Annotated in this window: 18 protein-coding genes and 1 tRNA gene; 4 read left to right on the top strand and 15 right to left on the bottom strand. The window is 37.7% G+C overall.

Features of this window, described 5'->3' with window-relative positions:
- Positions 1-167 precede the first annotated feature (167 nt).
- From ASG21_RS04450 to greA, 13 genes are all read right to left on the bottom strand, one after another.
- Positions 168-2,039 carry a rhamnogalacturonan lyase gene (locus ASG21_RS04450; protein WP_056076465.1) on the bottom strand — a complete coding sequence of 624 codons (1,872 nt, stop codon included), beginning with the start codon at positions 2,037-2,039 and terminating at the stop codon, positions 168-170.
- A 405-nt stretch (positions 2,040-2,444) separates the two neighbouring features.
- A complete protein-coding gene (locus ASG21_RS04445; RefSeq protein WP_056076462.1) occupies positions 2,445-3,248 on the bottom strand; it encodes a DUF4350 domain-containing protein in 804 nt (267 codons plus the stop codon).
- Between the two features lie 9 nt (positions 3,249-3,257).
- Complete coding sequence (locus ASG21_RS04440) at positions 3,258-6,035, bottom strand: glycosyl hydrolase (protein ID WP_056076459.1); 2,778 nt, start codon at positions 6,033-6,035, stop codon at positions 3,258-3,260.
- 343 nt (positions 6,036-6,378) lie between these two features.
- A complete protein-coding gene (locus tag ASG21_RS04435) occupies positions 6,379-7,701 on the bottom strand; it encodes a rhamnogalacturonan acetylesterase (RefSeq protein WP_056076457.1) in 1,323 nt (440 codons plus the stop codon).
- 1 nt (position 7,702) lies between these two features.
- On the bottom strand, positions 7,703-10,558 hold the full coding sequence (locus tag ASG21_RS04430) for a glycoside hydrolase family 2 (RefSeq protein ID WP_056076456.1): 2,856 nt from the start codon (positions 10,556-10,558) through the stop codon (positions 7,703-7,705).
- Positions 10,555-11,934 carry a glycosyl hydrolase family 28 protein gene (locus ASG21_RS04425; protein ID WP_082482347.1) on the bottom strand — a complete coding sequence of 460 codons (1,380 nt, stop codon included), beginning with the start codon at positions 11,932-11,934 and terminating at the stop codon, positions 10,555-10,557. The genes ASG21_RS04430 and ASG21_RS04425 overlap by 4 nt, the downstream gene beginning before the upstream one ends.
- Positions 11,935-12,101: 167 nt before the next feature.
- A tRNA-Met gene (locus ASG21_RS04420) sits at positions 12,102-12,175 on the bottom strand.
- Between the two features lie 44 nt (positions 12,176-12,219).
- Positions 12,220-13,503, bottom strand: coding sequence for a TlpA disulfide reductase family protein (locus tag ASG21_RS04415; protein ID WP_056076454.1), 1,284 nt, complete (start codon positions 13,501-13,503; stop codon positions 12,220-12,222).
- A gap of 61 nt (positions 13,504-13,564) precedes the next feature.
- The gene (locus ASG21_RS04410; RefSeq protein ID WP_056076452.1) at positions 13,565-13,789 is read right to left on the bottom strand and encodes a hypothetical protein; all 225 of its coding nucleotides are present in this window, start codon (positions 13,787-13,789) and stop codon (positions 13,565-13,567) included.
- 8 nt (positions 13,790-13,797) lie between these two features.
- Positions 13,798-15,822 carry a T9SS type A sorting domain-containing protein gene (locus ASG21_RS04405; RefSeq protein WP_056076450.1) on the bottom strand — a complete coding sequence of 675 codons (2,025 nt, stop codon included), beginning with the start codon at positions 15,820-15,822 and terminating at the stop codon, positions 13,798-13,800.
- A gap of 98 nt (positions 15,823-15,920) precedes the next feature.
- Positions 15,921-17,087 carry an ATP-dependent Clp protease ATP-binding subunit ClpX gene (gene clpX / locus ASG21_RS04400; RefSeq protein WP_056076447.1) on the bottom strand — a complete coding sequence of 389 codons (1,167 nt, stop codon included), beginning with the start codon at positions 17,085-17,087 and terminating at the stop codon, positions 15,921-15,923.
- Positions 17,088-17,149: 62 nt separating this feature from the next.
- Positions 17,150-17,539, bottom strand: a complete 390-nt coding sequence (locus ASG21_RS04395; protein ID WP_056076444.1) for an HIT domain-containing protein — start codon at positions 17,537-17,539, stop codon at positions 17,150-17,152.
- Positions 17,540-17,563: 24 nt separating this feature from the next.
- Positions 17,564-18,034: a transcription elongation factor GreA gene (gene greA, locus ASG21_RS04390; RefSeq protein WP_056076441.1), complete on the bottom strand. Its 471-nt coding sequence runs from the start codon at positions 18,032-18,034 to the stop codon at positions 17,564-17,566.
- A gap of 108 nt (positions 18,035-18,142) precedes the next feature.
- Here greA and ASG21_RS04385 point away from each other — a divergent pair, with 108 nt between their 5' ends.
- The 4 genes from ASG21_RS04385 (at position 18,143) to ASG21_RS04370 (ending at position 20,985) form a co-directional block, all read left to right on the top strand.
- Entirely contained in the window at positions 18,143-18,595 is a 453-nt protein-coding gene (locus tag ASG21_RS04385) for a hypothetical protein (protein ID WP_056076438.1), read from the top strand.
- Positions 18,596-19,045 carry a D-aminoacyl-tRNA deacylase gene (dtd, locus tag ASG21_RS04380; RefSeq protein ID WP_056076435.1) on the top strand — a complete coding sequence of 150 codons (450 nt, stop codon included), beginning with the start codon at positions 18,596-18,598 and terminating at the stop codon, positions 19,043-19,045. It begins immediately after the preceding gene.
- A gap of 222 nt (positions 19,046-19,267) precedes the next feature.
- Positions 19,268-20,152, top strand: a complete 885-nt coding sequence (locus tag ASG21_RS04375) for a hypothetical protein (RefSeq protein ID WP_056076432.1) — start codon at positions 19,268-19,270, stop codon at positions 20,150-20,152.
- Positions 20,153-20,280: 128 nt separating this feature from the next.
- Positions 20,281-20,985, top strand: a complete 705-nt coding sequence (locus ASG21_RS04370) for an FKBP-type peptidyl-prolyl cis-trans isomerase (RefSeq protein ID WP_056076429.1) — start codon at positions 20,281-20,283, stop codon at positions 20,983-20,985.
- A 67-nt stretch (positions 20,986-21,052) separates the two neighbouring features.
- Here ASG21_RS04370 and ASG21_RS04365 read toward each other — a convergent pair whose 3' ends face one another.
- Both ASG21_RS04365 and ASG21_RS04360 read right to left on the bottom strand, forming a co-directional pair.
- Positions 21,053-21,568 (bottom strand): hypothetical protein, encoded by a 516-nt coding sequence (locus ASG21_RS04365; protein ID WP_056076552.1) that lies wholly within the window; start codon positions 21,566-21,568, stop codon positions 21,053-21,055.
- Between the two features lie 41 nt (positions 21,569-21,609).
- The gene (locus ASG21_RS04360) at positions 21,610-22,152 is read right to left on the bottom strand and encodes a hypothetical protein (RefSeq protein WP_056076427.1); all 543 of its coding nucleotides are present in this window, start codon (positions 22,150-22,152) and stop codon (positions 21,610-21,612) included.
- Position 22,153 lies beyond the last annotated feature (1 nt).

Below are 22,153 nucleotides of genomic sequence, written 5' to 3'. Positions count from 1 at the left end.
TTTTTTTTTTGTTTCACGAAGCCGCTTCGCTTAACTAAGGCTAATGTGAAAATCTTTGATTTTCGAAACTTATGTGCTCTTTTAATAAGTTGAATCACAGACTTAAAATAACTGATGTGTCCAAAATCTTTTGTGCCTGTTGTGGTTAAAAAACTTCCCTGCTAAGTCTATTTTATGGTTACAACATTCGGTTTAGGCATTTCCTTAATTGATTCATCCAAATAATAATCGGTATGCGGAGGCTGATTGTAGCCCACATTCTGCCATATAATACTCAAACGGTACTGCGGATTATGCATCAAAGTGTACAGTCTGTGTTTTGTCGGAATTGTTGTAGAAAAAATTCTCAATTCCTGATTATCGGCCGTTCTGTACATCACCTCTTCACGCCAGTCTCCGAATAAATCAGCCACCAAAGCCTGATTTTTCTTTGTTCCGTTATTCGATTCGCACTGGAAATTTTTAGCATCAAAAATCAGATTGGATTTTTCTTTTTTCCAGTCCCATTTTGACACGTTTGTTCCATCCAAAATTTCGCTTAAAAAATCCCCATCCCAGTAAATTCCCATATTCGCTGGTGGATTTTTATTGCTGATTTTTTTTCCTTTCGTGTTATAAACTCCTTTCAATCCAGCTCCGGCAGCCCACGATTCCGAACCGTCGTAACGAGGGTCAATATTCAAAGACAAACCCCGTCCCGGGCCTTGAAATTTACTGGATTCACTGTAAACAGTTGATGGTAATTTCCATAAAACTTTCCCGGTTTTGCCGTCCCTGAAATGTGCTCCCGCATCATCAAATCTTTCCTGAATATCAAAAATTTCCAATCCCGGATTGGATGGGTCTAAATCTCCAACGTGCAAAGCATCGCCGTGACCGAAACCTGTGCTGTTCAACACTTTTCCGTCATCATTTACAGTCATTGCCCCGAAAACAATTTCATCTTTTCCGTCGTTATCGACATCTGCAATACTGAGATTATGATTTCCCTGTCCGCGGTATTTTTTATTTTCTTCCGAACTTTCGGTATCAAAAAGCCAGCGCAGGCTGAGTTTTTTATCTTTATAATCCCAAGCTGCAATTGCCGTTCTTGTATAATATCCTCTCGACATAATCACACTCGGCGTTTTGCCGTCCAGATAAGCAACTGCTCCTAAAAATCTGTCGATTCTATTTCCTTTCGCATCGCCCCAGGTTTCGGTCATTTGTTCGTCGGTTGGATTTAAACTGCCGGCAAATCTTGGAACTTCATAATTCACGGTGTGAATTTCTGCTCCGGTTTCTCCGTCAAAAACCGTCATAAATTCCGGTCCGGATAGAATCATTCCGTTTTCGTTGACGTAATTTTTAGTAGGGTCGCCGATGTATTTTCCTTTTCCATCTCTGCTTCCGTCGGCAGTTTTCATTACGATTTCCGCTTTTCCATCCTGGTCTAAATCGTAGACTAAAAACTGCGTATAATGCGCTCCTTCTCTGATGTTTTTGCCTAAATTGATTTCCCACAAAAGCTTCCCGTCCAATTTATAAGCCTGAATAATCGGCGGGTCGGTTTCTCCTTTTTGGCTGTTGTCTTTCGACCTCCCTGTTTGATGAAGGATGATTTCGTATTTGCCATCTCCATCCAAATCTGCGACTGAAGCATCATTTGGCGTATAACCTTGTGGAGTTTTTAATGGAATTGAAAAATAAGGTTTTTGGTTGGCTACATAGTTTGCAGAATCAATATCAACTGATTTATCCTGTGTATTTGATTTGACGAAATAAGTGTAGTTTTTTGTTTTGTCTGCGGTTTTATCTAAAAAATTGGTTTCGTTAGAAAGTGGTTTTTCGTTCAGCTTTCTGGTTGAATTATTTTCAGTCCGGTACAAATCAAAATGGATATCCTGAGCTTCTATGCCGAGCAAACGCCAACTCACAAAAACACCTGAATCTGAAGGTATTGCCACGATTCCTCTTTTCAGATACTCCATTTGTCTTTGTGCTGACAAGAGTTCTGAAAAAAGAATTGCGCCTAAAATAAATTTGAATTTTACATTCATAATTCTGATTTTATAAGTTTTGGCTAATGGTTGCCGTTTTCCAAAGGTTGATTTTAATTGATTTTGCCCTTTCAGGGCTGTGTGAAATCTTCCTTTAATCTGTCATTGGGCTTCACCCAATGCTTTTGATATTGCCCTTTCAGGGCTGATTCACATCTGTCGTTCTTATCAATGGGCTACATCCAATACTATTGATTATGCCCTTTCAGGGTTTTTCAAAATTTAAAAGCAATTTTGAACGTTGAATCTCTCGCAGCCCGACTTGAGCGGAAATCCTTTTTTGCTTAGACTGCAAGTTCTATTTAAACTGAATCGTCTTGCAAAAAAGATTGGGAGCGGAAGGCGGAAATAGCTGCCCAAATAAATCTTCTCAAACAATTTTCAACCGATTGCACTTCACAAAAATTATTTCTTAGAAGTCTGCTTTAACAGCCACTTTACCCACTCTTCAGTTCCCTGATAATTGGTAAAATCTGCGGGTAACTTTTTGCCGTCGATGTACTCGTTGTAGCACCACGGGTCGCCTAGTGCGAAAACAGTTCCTTTGCCTATTTTTGCGATGGCTGCGATGTTTTTGCCTTCCGCAGAAAGCAATTCTTTCGCCGGACTTTTCACGGAAACCGTTGCCACTTCCTTCATATATAATTTCTGCTCAGAGAAAATTTCGTTTCCGGCTGGAACCATCACTTTTCCCTGCTCAAATTCTCTTTTCTGAACTCGGTTGTAGCTATCATCATTAAAGTGAATTCCAAATTCGCCAGCCAGTTTGTTGAAATGTTCGAATTCTGAATTACCGCTATCGTTGCTCATCAGAACCAAAACGCCTCCTTTTTTCACCCAATCTGTGAGGTTCTTGATGCTGGTCGGGTCAATCAGATTCGCCTTTCCGCCGTATGCTTCTTTGTCAATATCGGCATCTACAATGATGTAAATATTGGTGTTTTTTAAATCTTTTTTTGAAGGAGCTGTGGTCAAAGTGCTGATTTCTGCACCTTGTTTTGTGAAGATTTCGCCCAAAAGAGAAAACCCGCCGTTGCTGGTGTCGTTCCACGTGTAGTGCCACGATTCCAGAACTTTCGTTTCTTTATTTTCCTTTTTTTCGTTGTTGAAAAAGTTGTCTAAAACTACTTTCGGTTTCTGCTGAGCATTGGAAAAACTGAAGGTCAGCAAAGTTCCTAATGCGAATGTTTTTATGATATTTTTAGTCATAATTAATTTTTATTTTGAATAATGAATTGGAATTAATTGAATTTCTCCGTCCAGACCGGAAGGCTGAACTTTCCAGTTGGATGCGTCAAACGGCTTATAGTTAATATTCACAAAATTGATTTCGTGGTAATTTCGCCACTGGATTTTCTTCTGGTCCATATCACGGATTCGGTTCGCCATCAGGTTGCAGACTTCGATTTGGATGGTATTTTTTCCTTTGTTCAGATATTTTCCGATGTTGATTTCAAAAGGCAGACTCCAGACAATTCCGGCATCCTGACCGTTGACAATCACTTTTGCACTTTCGTAGAGTTTATCGAATTTCAGAAGATAGTCGTCTGCGTTTTTCTTTTTTAATTTTAAAGTCGTCGTGTACACTCCGGTTCCGGAAAAACTTTGGGTTGAAGCATCTTCCGTGAAGTTCGTCCAGGGTTCCAGCTTATTCAAAGTTTTGGTCTTCGGAAGTTCGGGACCGCCCTCTTTGAAAGCGAGTTGCCAAGGTTGATTTAAGAGAATCGGAGCATCGGTTTTTTCAGCGTAATACCAATTGGGAATCGAGGTATAAATATCTTCGGTATTTTTTATAATTAAAGATTCTCCTGATTTCAACTGAACTCTCACTGAATTATTCTGAGTCTCTGCAAGTCCATAATCTCCATTTTCAGGATTCATCAAAGTGACTTGCTTTCCGACAAAATTTAGGGGAATATTTTGATTGATTTCCTTTGAAGTATGGTTGACGATGTAATAATATTTTCCGCCGTCGAACTGTCTTCTCACGAATTTCAATCCTGTATCGGTCAATTTTTCTCTTTCAATTTTTAAATATTCCAAAGCTTTTGCAACATCAGAACTTAATAAAATTTTTCCTTTACCAACGTTAGCAAATTTCAAAGTTCCAGTCTGGTTTTGAAACGGAATCTGATTCCATAAAGATTTTAACTGCGTTCTTCTTTTTTCGACTTCAAAGTTTCCGGGAATATCTTTAGGTTCGTTTTGAAAGATAATTGATGCGCCGTTTTGAGCTAAATCCACTATGTTTTTTAAGGTAGATTCGGGCAAATACGTCAGTTCAGGAATAATTAAAACCTGATAAGCCGAGCCTTCCTTCGAAACCTGAATTTTCTGATTTTCCGACTTTGATTCAGCAATCATTTTATCCGAAATCATATCGAGAGAATACCCCATTTTACTGAGCTTATTCATATTTTCATACATCGGAGTCGGCACCAACCATTTTTCCACGTTATGAACTTTGAACGTCACATCCTTCCCCTTCGGACTCGCCCACTGGTCGTAAACTGGCCAGTACATCAGCAGTTCATTATCCGATTTTCCGCTTTGCAAAACAGATTGCGTACGTTCGATATATGAATTTAATCCTTTCAAATGCGGCCACAAACTGTTTTCAGGAACGAAATTTACCGACGCATAAAACAGCCATCCCGGAAACTGAACATCAGCCGGCGTATACGTCGTACCGTGGTAAAAAACGTGATTGATTCCCGATAAAAACACCTGCTCTACTTCCGGTTTCGCCTGTGACCACGAGGTTTTGAAATGCTCTGTCAGCCAGGTAAAAGTTTCATTGGAAGTTAATTTTTTGCCCGTAACATTCGCTGCCGAAGAAGCAAATTTCAACATATTAAAATCAGGCATATCTGATTTTTGAATATCCGCAGTATCTCTCTTCAAACCCGGAATTTCAAAAATCGAACTTCCGAAAGTTTCAGATTCGGGAATATCGACAGCTGCGTACAAATCCAACAAATTCCCTGGCGAACCGTGTGCCTGATTGGTATTTTTTGAGTTTTTTGAATGTGCCCAGTTGGTAAAATCTTTGGTGAAATTATTTAAAATCAATTCATTCAAAGTTTCTCTATAATCCGATTTTACCCTTCCTGCAATTTCATTTTCCTCGTTGCTCACGAGATATTTGATGAACGGACTTAAATCATATCCTCTTCTTTTTTTGAATTCATTTAAAAAATCCGGCGTCCAATCGGCGTTGTAAACTTCATAGCTGTCGTTGAAAAATGAACGAATTCCATAATTGGAATTTCCAAAAGCCTTGTCAAAAGTTTTCAGATAGTCCTTCGTTGCGTCCGGCGAAAAGTGGTCTAAAGTGTAACCTTCTCCACCCGGTGCAGCACGTTTTACTTTTTGTAAAGTTTTGCCAACGAAAACTGCGTAAACCGTCCATTTTCCTGAACCTGGTTTCCAGTTCAAAGTTCCGTCAGCATTGATTTTATCAGTTAAAACTACAGCTTCATTTTTTTCATTGTAAGCTGTAACAATATCGAGTTTTACTGTTTTTAAATTCTTCTGTTTCTCATCTTTCAGAACGATTTTATCTGAAAATTTTTCACCTGATGAAATCGCGTACGTCTGAACAATCATTTTTGTCGCCGCATCCTGTTCATCAACCTGCTGCCCGCCAATCGGCCAACCAGTTCCGACAGCCATATCAACACCCATATTCAGGCTTTTGGCTTTGTTGGTCGTAAACTGAAGCATCTTCATCCACTCCGGAGAAAGGTAAGTCAGGTATTGTTTTTCAAAACCTTTTGCTCCGTAAATTGGGACGATTTCAACACCTCCAAAACCTGCTTTATTTAAAGTAGTAAGTTGTTTATCCAATCCCTTTTCGTCGACGGCATTTCCCATCCACCACCAGCGGGTCCACGGTTTTGCGGTCTCGGTGGTTTTGGGCCACGGGTTTTGTGCGGAGATATTTCCGAGGGCAAAACAGATGAGGCTGAGACTGACTATATTTTTAATTTTCATTTTTGACTGTTTAATTAACCACAAAAGTCACAAAAGATTTTTGGACATATTAGTTATTTATAAGTGAATGATTCGACGGCTATAAAGAACACATAAGTTTTAAAAATCAAAGATTTTTTTTAATACGTTTATGATTTCGCCCTTTTAGGGCTTGTTTGCTATTTCTTTCACTTTATCATTGGGCTTCACCCAATGCTTTTGATAACGTCCTTTCAGGACTACTAATTTCATCAAAATTATTTCCCCAACCCTAAAAGGTGTAATTTTGATGAAATCTTCACAAAAATTTTGCTTCCTTTAGGGCTGGGGCAAACAAAATTTCTTTTCAAATCACTCTTAAATCCTAATTTCCATCAGGCTTCAAAGATTCCATAAAAACAGATTCCGGCCAGTGGAAGTCTTCAACTTTATCCGGTTTATTTGGGTTAAAATTTTTATAATTTTTTGAAATATATTTCTTTAAAGTTAAATTTTGGTCAACGATAGATTTCACAACACATTTTGCCAATTCATAAGCGCCATACGTATTGAAATGCGTATCATCAGCCAAAGCAGCCGGTTGGTTGGGATAAGAATTTGCAGGATAATGTACGAATGCTCTTTTTGCTTCTTCCGGTCCCATCGCTTCTAATAAGGTTTTGCTTAAAGCATTCAAATCGATTAAATCGACTTTTTCTTCCTTCGCAATTTCACGCATTGCATCAGGAAAATCATCTAAAGTATTGACGATTTTATTATTTCCATCAAAAACTCTGCGGTTCATTGAAGTAACCAAAATAGGAATTGCTCCTAACTCTTTGGCTTTCAAAATCCATTCTTTTAATCTTTTTCGATAACCCGATTTAATGCTGTTGCCCGCTTTCTGGTCGTTGTGCCCGAACTGAATGAACAGATAATCTCCTGGCTTTATTTTATTCCAGATTTTATCTATTCGGTGGCGGTCTTCAAAGGCTTTCAGAGTTTCACCGCTCTCGGCGTAGTTGGCAATCACGACTTCATTCGGGACGAAAAAATACGGCAACATCTGTCCCCACGACGCCCAAGGTTCGTACTGCGCATCTACAACCGTGGAATCGCCGGTCAGATAAATGGTTTTCGCCATTTTGTTAGGCTGAATGATGACCGAACAAACTTTTGGTGCTTTGTCATTGAATTCAATCGTCAGCAAATTGTCCCAATGCAGATATTTTCGTTCTCTCGGTTTCAGTTTTACAATTTCGATTTGAGCGCCTTCGTGATTTCGGATGATGCTGTCTTTGACGTGAACTGTGATTTGTTTTTCGAGGATTTCGCCTTTTTTCGTTTTAATGTCATTCAACATCAAACGGCGGTTTTCTACCCGCACAGTTGTTTCCGATTTCCCTTTCGTATCGCCAAGATTTAATGTAATAATATAATTTCCTTCAGGAATCACGACTGAAAAATAGAATGGTTTTTCGCTGGTTAGAAAATCTCCCGTTAAAGCATTTCCGCCATTATCAACAGATTTCAGACCTGAAATATCCATAAATCCGTAACCGATTTTCTTATCAAATTTTGAGGTTGACGTGATGGGAATAAATCCGTTTTCGGTTCTGTCTGTGCCAAAATCAAACTTGAAAGTCGTCTGTTGCGCAAACAAAAACGAACCTAAAAACAGCATCAAAAATTTTGTCCAGTTCTGCATCTTAATCTGTTAAAATATTTTCTTTCGGCATTGTAAACTGTTTATTTTCACCGCCCAAATCCGGCAGGCCAAAATAGAAATACAAAGTTCTTTTGAATGTTCCGTTCAGATGATTCGGTTCACTTTCCGGGCCTAAAGTCGCAGTGTCATTATTAATATTAAACGCCAAGGCTGTTCCCAACGGCGGAATTGCATCGAGAAAAGAAATATTTCCCGTCGGCAGTTTCGGATACCCTTCAGCTCCGTAAATTCCGTAAAAATCAAAGAGTCTGACGAACATTTTTTCTTCTTTCGTTCCGACTGTTATTTTTCCTTCTGCGGTATTCAACTGCAACCAAGAAATATCATCGAAATAACCTTTAAATTCAGGATAAATCCAAGGAGAAAAACCAGTTCTGGTTGAGTTCTTGAGATTTTGCCAAACGTTGTAAGTCTGTCCGTGAGTTCTATTTTTCCAAACATGATATGGACCTTTGCCGAGCCATTTTGCACCGATGACGTAATTTTCGGGATAGTCAAAACTTACGCCCGCAAACTGATAATCTCCGGCAAGCGAATATTCATAAATCAATTCTAAAATTCCGTTAGAATTCAATTTCCAAACGGCTTTTTTCCCGTCTTTGTATGAAATCTGAATGACTTGATTTTGTCCTTCTGCAAAAGTTTCTATGGAAGATAATTCCGTTTTTCCATTCAAGAAAACCGGTCCGTTTCGGAAGGTCATTTTCTTACCCTTTTTATCTAAAACTACATACTTTAATAATCCATCTTTTTTTCCAAATGAAAATTCTTTTTCGTCTGATTTTAAAACAAATAGGGAATCATTTTCGATAACTGAAACCGTAAAGTCTTTAATTAATGATTTCGAAAACTGTTTTGAAATTTCATCATTAGATTTTATTCTCCAAGTCCACGTGTAAATTTCTTTTCCAATAGAATCTGTTGCAGTTAGCATTAAAACTTCACTTTCTTTCCAGTTGGTTGGAAAATTTAATTTAATACTTCCTTTTTCAGTTGGTTTAATATTCGGAGATTGTACTTTACCATTTTGAACAACATCAAAACCAGATTCGGAAGAAAATGGTGTTTTAAATTTCACCAATTTCCATTCAAACTGACATTCATTTAAATTCGTAAAATGATATCGGTTTTCAACAGGAATTGTTCCATTAAAATCATCCGGCAACGTTTTCAAATCAATTTTTACCGGACTGTAAATTTCCCGAATCGCGTAAAAACTTCCTTCTTTTTCACGATGCGGACCCATCACTCCATCCGGAGCATTGATTGCGTTGACATCGATTTGATTATTAAAATCGGTTCGTACCAAACCTTCGTCTGCAAATGCCCAGAGAAAACCGCCCGCACCTTTTTTGGAATTCCAATGCAATTCCCAGTAATCGGCCAGAGAAGTTCCGCCACCGCCGTCATCCTGCGCGTGCAGAAATTCGGTCGGCATATAAATATTTTCTCCTTCGAGAATTTTTTTGGTGCTGTAATAATCTTCGTAATGATTACAGTCAATTCCGTTGAAAGCATTTCCAGGCTTATGATGCGCGTGAATAACAGGACGGTTGGACAGGTCATATTTTGCATATTCTGCATCCAAATCAAAATTATGTCCGCCTTCGTTTCCGTTGCTCCAAAAAATAATTGATGGATGATTCGCATCTCTTGTAACCATTTCTCTGACGAGCTTTTTGCCAACTTCAGCGCTGTATTTTTTTTGCCAGCCAGCCAATTCATCTAAAACATATAAACCTAAAGAATCACAAATCTGAAGAAAGGATTTATTCGGCGGATAATGGGCACAACGAACGGCATTCATATTCATTTCCTTGATGAGCTGAACGTCCATCAAATCGATATTTTTGTTAACCGCACGCCCAGTTTCAGGCCACCAAACGTGACGGTTGATGCCTTTCATTTTGATTTTGGTTCCGTTGACGTAAATGCCGTCGCCTTTTCGGATTTCAATTGTTCGGAAACCGAATTTTTCTTCGGTGTGGAAGATATTTTTTCTGTTTTTATTTAAACTGAATTTCGCCTTGTATAAATTAGGAGTTTCGGCCGTCCAGAGTTTAGGATTTTTAATCGAAAATTGAATCTGTTTTACAGTATCTCCTTTTTGAATTTGAACCTGAGATTCGCCAACGAGATTATTTGTAGCATCAAAAATTTCAATCTTTACATTGTTGACAGAATTGATTCCTTTTAAATGAATATTAGTACGGAAAGTCCCGTCTGCCTTGGCATCGATGGATGTTGTTGAAATATTTTCTTTGGGTGTGGCTTCTAAATAAACCGGTCTGAAAATTCCGCCTAAAACCCAATAATCTGCGAGACGTTCTGCGTTGTTGACTGATTTATCAGCCGACATTTTGGAAACTTTAATTTCTAAAATATTTTCTTTTCCAATTAGTATTTTGTCGGAAATATCATATTTAAATTCATAAAAAGCACCCTGATGAATTTCTCCGGCCAATTTTCCGTTGATTTTCACCTCGGTGTCGGTCATCGAACCTTCGAAAACGATGTTGATGCTTTTTCCCTTCCACGAATTCGGAACAGTAAATTTGTGTTTGTAAAGACCTGTTTCGTCGTTAAATTTAAAATTTTTGCCATAGGTCACGTAATCCCGCCCGTAGTTGTACGAGCCAAATCCCTGCTGTTCCCATTGTGACGGAACCCTAATTTTATCCCAACTTCCGGATTTTCTTCCGCCGGTTATCCAAAAATCCCATTCTTTGGTATGCTCAGAATCTGTCCCGCTCAGGAATTGGATTTCCTTAGATTGAGAATGCAGAAACTGTGAGCAAAAGCATAAAAGAACGAATATTTTGGAAAAAAAACTCATTTAGCAGAAATATCGGAATCGTCTTTTTTGTCGTAAGATTGCGTGAGAGAAGCGACTTGCGTCACATTGATATTTTTTTGCTTTAAATTCTGAATGTGATTGAGGTTTTGCATTTCAGGTTTTAAAGCTTTGATTTTGAAATTTTCAAATGTGAAATCTTTTAAGTCGAATAAATCTGATTTTTCAACAGAAAAAGCCGTTTCGCAACTGATGTCGATATTTTTTATCGTGATATTGTTCGCCAAACCTTTTCTCGGTCTTTCTTCACCTTTTAAATCAAAAAACTGGTTCCAGCCTTTAACATATAAGAAAGTTTTTACATTCCCTGTGATGTTTTCAACCGTAAGAAATTCGTAATGTTGAGGCGTGTCGGGACGCATTTTTAAATGTAATAATCTTGATGCATCTTTCACTTTAGAATTTCGCAGAATCACGTTATAATTGTGAATCGATTCACTTCCACAAGTCAAAACACTGTGGCAAAATCCGAAGCTGTTGTCTTCGATAAGGATGTTTCTGTTTTCGCCGTTGTTCGGGTCTTTATCAGACTTCGGTCCTTTTCCGCCTTTTAAAGCAATCGCGTCGTCATTGACTGACATATAACAATTTTTAATCAGGAAATTCGTACACGCATCGATGTCAACCGCGTCTGTACTTGGTGCTTTCACAGGTTCTTTCGGAGCGAGAATCGTCAGATTTAACAATTTGACGAAATCACTTTTATAATAATGGGTGCTCCAGAAAGGTGAATTTTTAATGGTAATTCCTTCTACCTGAACATTTTTTGAATTTGAAACGTAGATAATTCTAGGTCTCATTTCATCCATATTGGTGCATTTAGGATTCCACTCGCGTCTTTTCCAGAAAGATTTCCAGAAGCGAAGTCCGTTTCCGTCCAAAGTTCCTTTACCAGAAATCGTGAAACCGTCCAATCCGTCAGCATTAATTAAAGCCGGAAAATATTTTACCGTCTGACCTTCCATTCTTGTAGTAACAACTGGAAAGTCATTGATATCGTCGCTTCCCTTTAATTTTGCTCCACTTTCCAGATACAAATGTGTTCCCTGCTTGAAGAAAACCGAACTGATGAGAAAAGTACCTTTTGGCACCACCACAACGCCACCGCCATTTTTAGCTGCCAAATCAATCACTGCCTGAAGTTCTTTAGTCTGAAGAATTGTACTGTCGTTCTTCACGCCGTTGGCTGTAAGGATGTATTTTTTTCCTAGTTTGTTGATGTCTGTGGGTTTGTTATCTTTAAACCATTTGTCGATTTTGGTATTGTCTGGCCATTTGTCTTGGCTTTTCGCTAAGGGTGAAAAAAGAAAGACAATTAAAAAGGAGAACAGATGGATACTTTTATTTTTAAAAATCATAATCAATTTGCTGTAAAAATTTATATTTTCTGAGCATTAAAGCTAGTAAATAAAAATATACATTTTGAGAGCATGCAGTATCCTGCTCTTTCATGTCAAGGGCAAATGTGTGGTAATTTGATAAAGGGTGGAAAAAATAAAAAACCCCTTTAGAAAAGGGGTTCTTGTAGCGAAGACGGGAATTGAACCCGTGACCTCAGGGTTATGAATCCTGCGCTCTAACCAACTGAGCTACCTCGCCGTTTTGGTGGTGCAAATATAGAAAATATTTACAAACCTCCAAAATTATTTTAGCTTTAAATATTCCAAAACATCACCTACGTGATCTGGCTTACTGATAATCTTGTTATTAGCATCCAAAATAAAATAAGTGGGAGTTGCATGAATATTGTACTTTTCACCATAACTGCTGTTCCAGCCTTTCAATTCGGAATCATTGATCCAAGGGAATGCTGCTATTTTTTTTGTATAAGCGTCTTTATCCGTATCCATTGAAAGACCGATAACTTCTATACCTTTAGCTTTCATTTCCTGATATTTCGGTAACAACTGCGGAAGCTCGTTCTCACAATGCGAACAGGTAGAAGACCAAAAAACAATCACTTTTCTGTCTGCCTTCACATCTGCCAAAGACTTCATTTTAGTATTTGTAGCGGAATAAAAAGTATAGTTTGGGAAGGTAGCACCCATCTCAACATTTGCATTGGTTTTTAATGTTGCTGCCAATCGGTCGGTGATAGTACATTTCAGATTTTTAGCCTGCGTAAGGTATTTAGTTTTAAATTCCTTCATATCGTAGGCGTCAAAAATATCAATCAGTTCAGAGAGCACTACTTGTCCTCGTGGTGTTTCCACTTTAAGTCTTTCCAAAAGTTTGTCTACCGATGCAGTGACGTTATTATTTCCGCCAACATTCAAATAAGATACGAGAACAGGTCTCAGTAAAGAAGATGTTTCAAGCATGTCATTAGATTTATCAATAAAATTAATAATATCGTCCTGCTTTACATCTTTCGAGTTTTCTGCCACCAAAAACTTATTGTAATTGGTATTGTAGTAAGAGATAAACGGATGAGTAGAAAAATCAGAGGAAGTTTTATTTGAAAGTTTTGCAATCTCAGTATCTAAGGCTTTCCCAAAATCACTTGTACCTTTATAATATTCTTTAATCTGAACCAATGCGGGTAAAATCATTTCTTTCTTCTGAGATCCTTCCTGAATCGAATTCATCAAAGAGTTGGCTTCATCTAAGTAAACAATGTTCTTAACTTTATCACCTTCAGTTTCCAAAGTAATCTCTACATTTTTATTTTCCGAGATAAAATTAAAACTGTTATTGGTATTAGGCAAAGTTACCTTCATCATTCCGACATAGTTTTTTGGATACTTAAAAATCCAGACATTTTTCTTTGCCGTTTCTTTGGTGAAAATAATATCTTTTGAGCCATTGAGCGTATACAAAACAGCATCCTGTTCTTTAAAATTTGCCGGTGCTTTGATTGTTACCGTAAATTGAGCATTTATACTTAAAGCAGTAAAAAAAACTGCCGCTGCGAAAATCTTTTTCATAATGTAAAAATAAAAAAACTCCCTGATAAATCAGAGAGTTAGATATATTTTAATATAATTTTTAGATTTTTTGCGACTTGTATTTTTTAGCAAAAAATACGAGTAACATTACTGCTACAACAGCTAATACGTATACGTACATGTCAACTGGGATAGACTGAGCACCTGTGCCACCTGTTCCCTGACCTCCTCCTGGATCTACAGGCTCAGGAAGTCCTTCTTGTCCGTAAACGAGGGAAATTGCCATTAAGAAAAGTACTGACAAAACTTTATTAATATTTTTCATATTCAGTGTTATTTTAAGATTTTAGTATTTACAACTTCTCCATTATCAGCTACAATTCTAACTACATAAGAGTTTTTAACTGACCCATCCAATTTAATTACGAAATCAGTTTTTGTATCTACTGCCTTCTGTGAAATAACTAATTTACCGCTCATGTCATAAACCTGAATATCAGCCTTTCTCCAATTCGGATCAAATCTTACAATATAGTCTGTAATTGCAGGGTTGTATACTACCATAGTTCTTGAAGGTCTGGTACCTTCTTCCGTTCCTAAGGCCCCAAGACTAGGTGCACCATAAAATAAATCTGCTGTAGCACTTGTAATAGGAACCACAGAATCTTGTGTTATCTGCTGTAATGCTCCATTATAAGCCTTATAATAGAATCCAATACCGGATGACAGTACATTGGCACCGGCAGGAATCAATTCTGCGTTTTCTCTAATTTCAAATTTGTAAGATACTGCTGTATTAGTTGAGTTATAGTCATAATTACCTAACTTAACATTTTTACCAAGAAAGTTTGCCTCGTTAGCTTCATTGATGTAGAGAAAATATTTACTACTATAGTTTTGATCTATTCCTCCGGTTAAAGCTTCTTCAAACGTCACAATAATGTTACCGCCAGTACTAGCTGCCTGTACAGTTGTATTTGAGTCATCTTGATGGCCTGTAATAGAGTTGCCAGAAACTACATAGTAGGTTCTACCAACTTCGTTTCCTGCAGCATCTAATGCAATAACCCCTAATTGCTTAACGGTTGAAGCAGATGAACCATTTTTCGCAGCTGTTACGTTATAGCTCGTTCCATCTGCTCTCAGTGTATTCTTAAATCTTCTAAGATTATTAAAATTCAAAGTTTGAGGTGAGTTATCTCTCAGTTTGATAACAAATGCCTGCATCGGTTTAATCAAAAGGCCAATATCTCCAACCGGCACTGCACTTCCAGGTGTAATAGTAATCACCTTGGAATCTTTTGAGAATGTAGAACCGTTGCTTCTTGTAACAATTGTACCTGGATCATAACGTACGCCCCAAATATTTGTAATATTATTACCGTCATTTACTGCACCAGACTCTGCATACCCAATCTTAGACAAATCAAGATTTGTTAAAAAAGGATTTCCATATTGATACATGTTTTTCCCATAATTGGTACTCCATGCACCTGTACCGGCTGTAGTTTCAAGATTATCTTGTAGATAGGTATTGTATTTTTCTAAATACTGATTGGTTGCGTTTCCTCCTACACCAAAATTAATTCCATTTCCTGCACCAGATAGTGATCTACTGATAATTGGTTCTGTTGAAGATAAAATAGAAGAATATGGCACACCATTTATAGTATAAACTCTACCGTTTTCAGCCGAACCGAATCCAATTCTTGGCATACTAGCAGGCGGCTGTGCAACATCTAAATTGCCATTTTTAGAACCTAACATATAATAACCTGTAGGATCTGTCGTAGCAGTTGATAAATTGGTGTAGTGATCAGAAACCACTAACGTATTGTTGTATTTTAGAACCTCATTCTGAGTGAATCTTTGAGTTCCAAAGGTTTTAGCAAATTCTGTAGAAAGAGAACTTATAGCCTTCCCTGCAAATGGAAGTGCAATCTGTTGAAAATAACTTCCTCCCACAGCTCCATGCCTCACCGCTTTAAACTCTTTACTTACAACGGCAGTAATTTTCCCTTGTGTGAGTCCATTAATATAAAGCTGTCCGTAGGTTGAAGTGGCTGGGTTATTGGGATCATTCAAACGCACCACAATATTACTTCCATCAAGTTTTGGAGCAGATCCTGTGTTAATAGTTCTTACAACATCATTATTTGATTCACTACCTTCAATCATCATGTTACCATGAAGATCAATCATACCTGCACCTCGAGTTTGTAAGCCTCCTCCGTTATACACAAGAGTACCTTCACTTACATACATTTTAGCTGCATCATCCACGTGCAAAAGTACATTCTGCGCCTGAACAGAAAGACTTAAAGCCAAAATTCCAATAGTTAATAAATTTTTTTTCATTGTATATTATTTTATGTGTTAATACAATATTCAATTGCAAAGATAGAATAATTTTGCTTTAAAAAAAATAATATCAGGAGTTTAAGGGAAATTTTATATTATGTTAATATGATCTCATCCTGTTCCCCAACACTGAACATATAATCCTCCAGAACCTTTTCGGTGGTCCCCCGGAGACCTCTTGCACCTAGCCCTTTCTCCATTGTATCGTCTACAATTTTCTCGATCGCTGCGTCGGTGAATTCAAGTTTTGTACCATCCATTTTAAATAATTCAACAAACTGATTTACAATCGAATTTTTAGGTTCTGTCATAATCTGAATCATCGTTTCCTTCGTTAATTTTTCCAGATATGTGATGATCGGAAACCTCCCTAAAAGCTCAGGAATCAGACCAAAAGTACGCAGATCAATCGCATTAATATTTCTCAAAATATATTCATCTTCATCCACCTTGTTTATTTTTTCAGCACTGAAACCAATCGCCTGTTTATTCATTCTTCGTTCGATGATCTCCTTAATCCCGTCGAAAGCTCCCCCGGCAATGAATAATATATTCTGGGTATTGACCTGAATGTATTTCTGATCCGGATGCTTTCTTCCTCCCTGTGGCGGGACATTCACAATACTCCCTTCCAGAAGTTTCAGCAATCCCTGCTGTACTCCTTCACCGGAAACGTCTCTTGTAATGCTCGGATTATCAGATTTTCTTGCAATTTTGTCGATTTCATCGATAAAAACAATTCCTTTTTCAGCTTTTTCAACATCATAGTCGGCCACCATCAAAAGTCTTGAGAGTATGCTTTCAACATCTTCACCCACGTAACCAGCTTCTGTTAAAATAGTTGCATCAACGATACAGAAAGGTACATTTAATTCTTTCGCAATTGTTTTTGCCAAAAGTGTTTTTCCTGTTCCCGTTTCACCGATCATAATGATATTGGATTTCTCCAGTTCCACCTCATGGTTTTCTGTCTGTGCATGAAGCAGTCTTTTATAATGATTGTAAACCGCTATGGCAAGTTGTTTTTTTGCCTGATCCTGCCCGATAACATATTGATTGAGAAATTCTTTGATTTCTTTTGGCTTTTTTAAATCTTCCATACGTTCTGCCGGAGACAGTTCGGAGTCTGACGACGCGGTATCTTTTACAATAGAGTGCGCCTGCTCGATGCAGCTTTCGCAGATAAAACCATTCTGCCCGGAAACCAGCATCTGTACTTCATTTCTTTTTCTTCCACAGAAAGAACATTGGTTTGGATTCATTTTATATAGATATATTATGAAAGAAAATCGTAAAAATTTCTTTTTACGACTCTCTATATTAGTTAAGAATTAATAATTGAATTTTGAATTTCTGTATATTCTCCAGATGAAAGTTTCAGTCTTTCGTTTTTGAAGTTCATGTCTTCAACCTTATTTAAAGGTATCAGATGAATATGTGCGTGAGGAACTTCAAGACCCACTACTGCAACACCTACTCTAACGCAAGGAACTGCATTTTTAATCTGCTTAGCAACCTTTTGAGCAAATGCCCAAAGATTTTTGTATTCCTCACTTTCAAGATCAAAAATCAGATCAGTTTCTTTTTTAGGAATTACCAAAGTGTGACCTTTTACCAAAGGCATTGCATCCAGAAAGGCTATGAAATTTTCATCCTCAGCTATTTTATAAGCGGGAATTTCTCCGTTGATGATTTTTGTAAAAATGGAGCTCATTTTTCTAAGTTTTAAAAATGATAATTAGAGAGTAATATCTAAAACTTCAAAAGAAAGTTTATTCCCGTTTGGCAATACGATTTCCGCCGTTTCACCTATCACTTTCCCCAATAAGCCTTTTGCAATAGGTGTGTTTACAGAAATCTTGCCAGATTTCAGATCACTTTCGTTATCCGGAACCAATTTGAAGATCTGCTCTTTTTTAGTATCGTTGTTCAAAAGCTTTACAGTGGTAAGGATTGATACTTTTGAGGTATCCAACTGAGTTTCGTCAATCACTTTTGAAGTGGTAACGATATCTTTGAGTTTGGAAATTCTCATTTCAAGCATTCCCTGCGCTTCTTTTGCAGCGTCGTATTCTGCGTTTTCAGACAAATCTCCTTTATCTCTTGCCTCCGCAATCTGCTGAGTAATTTTCGGTCTTTCAATCTTTTCCAATTGCTCAAGCTCGGCTTTCATTTTATCCAATCCTTCCTTTGTTACATAGCTTGCCATAATTTTAAAATTTTGTTTTAGTATAAAAAAATAATCCGACATTTGTCGGACAATGTTTTTGCGTGTTAATCGTTATTGTTTTACAAATATATAAAAATTTCCATTTAAATGAAAAAAACTTTTTCGCTCATCATATTTTCAATATTTCTGATTTTCAGTAATTTAAGTCTGAATTCCTGTGGAAGTACCAATGATACTGTAAGCTGTTTTCCCAATGCTCCTGTGAATGTTTCTTTAAATCTGAATCTTCCTGCTTACTTCAATTTAACACAGCCCCAAGGCTGGATTTACGTAAATGAACAGCAATCCGGAACCCGCGGACTGATCATCGTACGCGGAGCCGGAAATACCTTTAAGGTTTACGACAGAAACGCTCCTCACCTATGCCCCGATACAGATACAACCCTTGAAGTAAAAGACAACATCAGCATCGTCTGCCCAAAAGACAACGCAACATGGATTCTACTTACAGGAAATCCTACTTCAGTCACTTCTTTACCTCCTAAAACTTACCTTTACAACTACGACGCATCTACTAATACTTTAAATGTTTATTTCTAAATGAAAGTTGTCATTCAGAGAGTTTCCGAAGCCAGCGTAAAAGTGGATGACCAAACAGTCGGCGCTATAGAAAAAGGACTTATGCTTCTCATCGGGATTGATGAACAGGATAATTTCTTTGACGCTGACTGGCTGATACAGAAGATTCTCAACCTCAGAATCTTCTCTGATGCTGAAGGTAAAATGAACTTATCTGTAAAAGATGTAGAAGGTGAAATTTTATGCATCAGCCAATTTACTCTGATTGCTGACTACAAAAAGGGAAACAGACCTTCATTCATTAAAGCTTCAAAACCCGAAAAGGCGATTCCGCTCTTCGAATACTTCAAAAATGAAATATCAAAATCCGGACTTAAAACTGAAAGCGGGATTTTTGGAGCAGACATGAAAGTTTCCCTACTTAACGACGGACCCGTAACCATTCTAATGGATTCGATTACGAAAATTTAAAATTACTTCCATTTTCGGTGATTTCAAAAACGCGAAATTACTCCTGAACCCGTGAAAATAGTACAGTTTCCATAAGAAACCTATGATAGTTACAAAAGTGAACTATTACTGATTATATACCAATAACATTTTATCACAATATTAATCGTAACATAATAGCATATTTTTTGCATTGGTGTTATTAATTTTCACTAATTTAACACCACCTAAAAATTAAAACTTATGAAAAAATGTTATCTTTTGCTTACAGCATTTGTGTGCAGTTACGGCGTAAATGCACAGGTTGGAATTAATACCAGCACTCCACAGGCAACTTTAGATGTACAAAAAAGTACAGATACCACAAAACCAATCGGGATTATTCCGCCGCGCGTCACAGGTGACGAGTTGAAAGCACTCGCCCCTCTGTATGGACCTGCTCAAAATGGAGCTCTTGTCTATGTAACCCAACCGGTGAGTATTGTCAATGAGCCCAAAACATCAGGTGTCAACACACGGGGACTGTTTGTTTATGACGCAGTAGAGAATAATGGGGTTGGAAGCGGATCATGGCAGATTTTGCCTGACGGACCATCAACGCCGACAGGTGGTGGAACGGGAGATGGAGCGTATGCTTCAAAATTTGATGGAAATGTAGGTCTGTTAAATTTAGGTGTGGGACTTTTTAATAATAATTTCCTGTCCCTGCCTTTAAACACTGCAGCAAATGTACTTACCAACGAAATACTTTCTCCACAAGTAACAAATAACGAATATGTGGTTCCTTCTACAGGACTGTATCAGGTTAACTACAGCTACAGAACAGGTTCAGGTTTATCAGCATCACTCCTTTCGGGAGGAACGCCAGGTGTAGCCATTTTGAAGATTGCTCCAGACGGCACGCAAAGTCTTATAGACCGAAGAAATTTTGGTGGTGTCAATCTGTTAGATGTGACTGTTGCCTTTATACCATTGGTCGTCAGTATAACGCTTACGCAAGGTTCTATTAATCATATATACCAGCTTCAGACAGGTGACCGTCTTCGTTTCGGGGTCATCCAGGGAGGAGTTACGCTTGACTTGCTTGCTCAAAGATCAGCGGAAATCTCAGTATACAAAATCAAATAAAGCTCTTCGGAAAAATATACAAATGCTTTCTCAATTTATGGGAAAGCATTTTATTTTAGATATAAATTAAGAATTTCCACAATAATTATTAGTTTTGTACCCTATAAATTTTTAGAATAAAATAAAAAATGAAAAAACAAACCATCGCATTGTTTTGCGTAGCAATATTCAGCGTTTCCTGTGCTCAAAAGAAAGACAAACAGGCCACAGACAAATATACTGACGATCAGAAAGCCTCTTATTATATAGGATTGAACATTGCCCAAAATATGAAAAATGGAGGCATTAACGTTGATGCAGATCTTCTGGCTCAGGCGATAAAAGAGGAGATGGCAGGAAAACCTAAATTGTTACCTGCAGAAGAGATGGAGTCTTTCATGCAGACTTTTATGCAAAAGCAGAGCGAAAAAAAGATGTCGGAAGCCACGGCTAAAGCGGGTGAAAACAAGAAAAAGGGATTGGAATTTCTTGCGAAAAACAAGCAAAACGCAAAAGTGAAAACTACAGCTTCAGGACTGCAGTATGAAGTTGTAACTGAAGGTGATGGTAAGACAAAACCCAAAGCTACCGATGCTGTTGAAGTAAAATATACAGGAAAACTGATCGACGGAACCGTTTTCGATTCTACAGATAAGAATGGTGGCGCTCCGATAGAACTTAATCTGGGAAGCGTAATCAGAGGATGGACGGAAGGTATTCAGCTGATGAGCAAAGGATCTAAATACAGATTCTACATTCCTTCAGACTTGGCATATGGTGACCAGGGAGCAGGAGGTGCAATTCCGCCGGGAGCAACTATTATATTTGATGTGGAACTGGTCAATATCAAATAGTTTCTGACCAATCATATATAAAAATGTCTTTCAAGTATTTTGAAAGACATTTTTATATATGATTTTTTTATCTCACTGGTACACTGCTGAAATTGAGTGCTACTTTAAGCGTCATATCAGATGATGTCTGATTTTTCAATTCATAAACAGTTCTTACAGTTACCCCTGAACTTTTCACCACAGAATCCAAAAATCCTGTCTCGTTATTTAAATCCAGGTTTAGGATTGAAGATGTTGTAGCAATATTTGATCTTGAAGCCACGAGTCTTTCGCTGGTTCCGTCAGAGGAAATATAGATTTTTACAGATTTTAATGCACTTAAAGATCCGCCTGTAGGAGATGCCACAGAAATTTTTGCATCGGAAATTCTTACATCTTTGATCTGAGCATTATTGTTTCCTCCAAACCAGGTCTGAACATTGGTAGCTGTTGATGTTGATGAAACTTCTTTATCTGCAGGAACTCCGGTAGAAACTAAGACGTTTGTCGTATATGGAAACGTATTCTGTACAATAGATTGCACTGCACCACAACTTGTTAAAACTGCTGATGCTATTACTGCGGTTGAAAATATTTTTTTCATTTTAATCAAATTTCTGTTTCTGGCATCAGAAATTATACCAATCATTCTACCGTCACTGAAAAGTCTCCTGTGGTAATTCCGTCGGCCATATTGTTTTTGCCAATGATAAGCCACAGCTCTCCAGTTCCTTTCACCTCATGACTCAATTCTTTACCGAACGGCCCATCCATTGAGCCATCGGGCATTTTGATCTGATTGAATCTGATGTTTTGGTTCTTATCTTTCACTTTTATTGTGGCTGAAATATTTGATTTATTAAAGTTTGTGATTTTTAAAATCAGTTTATCATGATCTGGTGTAAACTTTTCTCCAATAGTAAACGGAAGCCTTTCTCCATCGGCCATTCTCACGATTACACGGTCTTTCTCCTCGCGCATCACACCATTTTCCAATACTTCCTTGGTTTTTGGCGCGTTGTTGATTACTGAATCCTTCATTTTTACTGCCGCAGAATCTTCAAGACTTAGATTTGCTGACTGTTCATCTACAATTACGGAGTCTTCAATCTGATTCACTGTTTGCTGTTTTTCTTTCTGACATGAATGCAGGAATACTATGGCAAATATTATCGGTACAAATTTCATA

This window comes from Chryseobacterium sp. Leaf394 (genome assembly GCF_001424105.1).
Taxonomy (GTDB): Bacteria; Bacteroidota; Bacteroidia; order Flavobacteriales; family Weeksellaceae; genus Chryseobacterium.
This window is presented reverse-complemented; position numbering and strand designations above follow the sequence as displayed.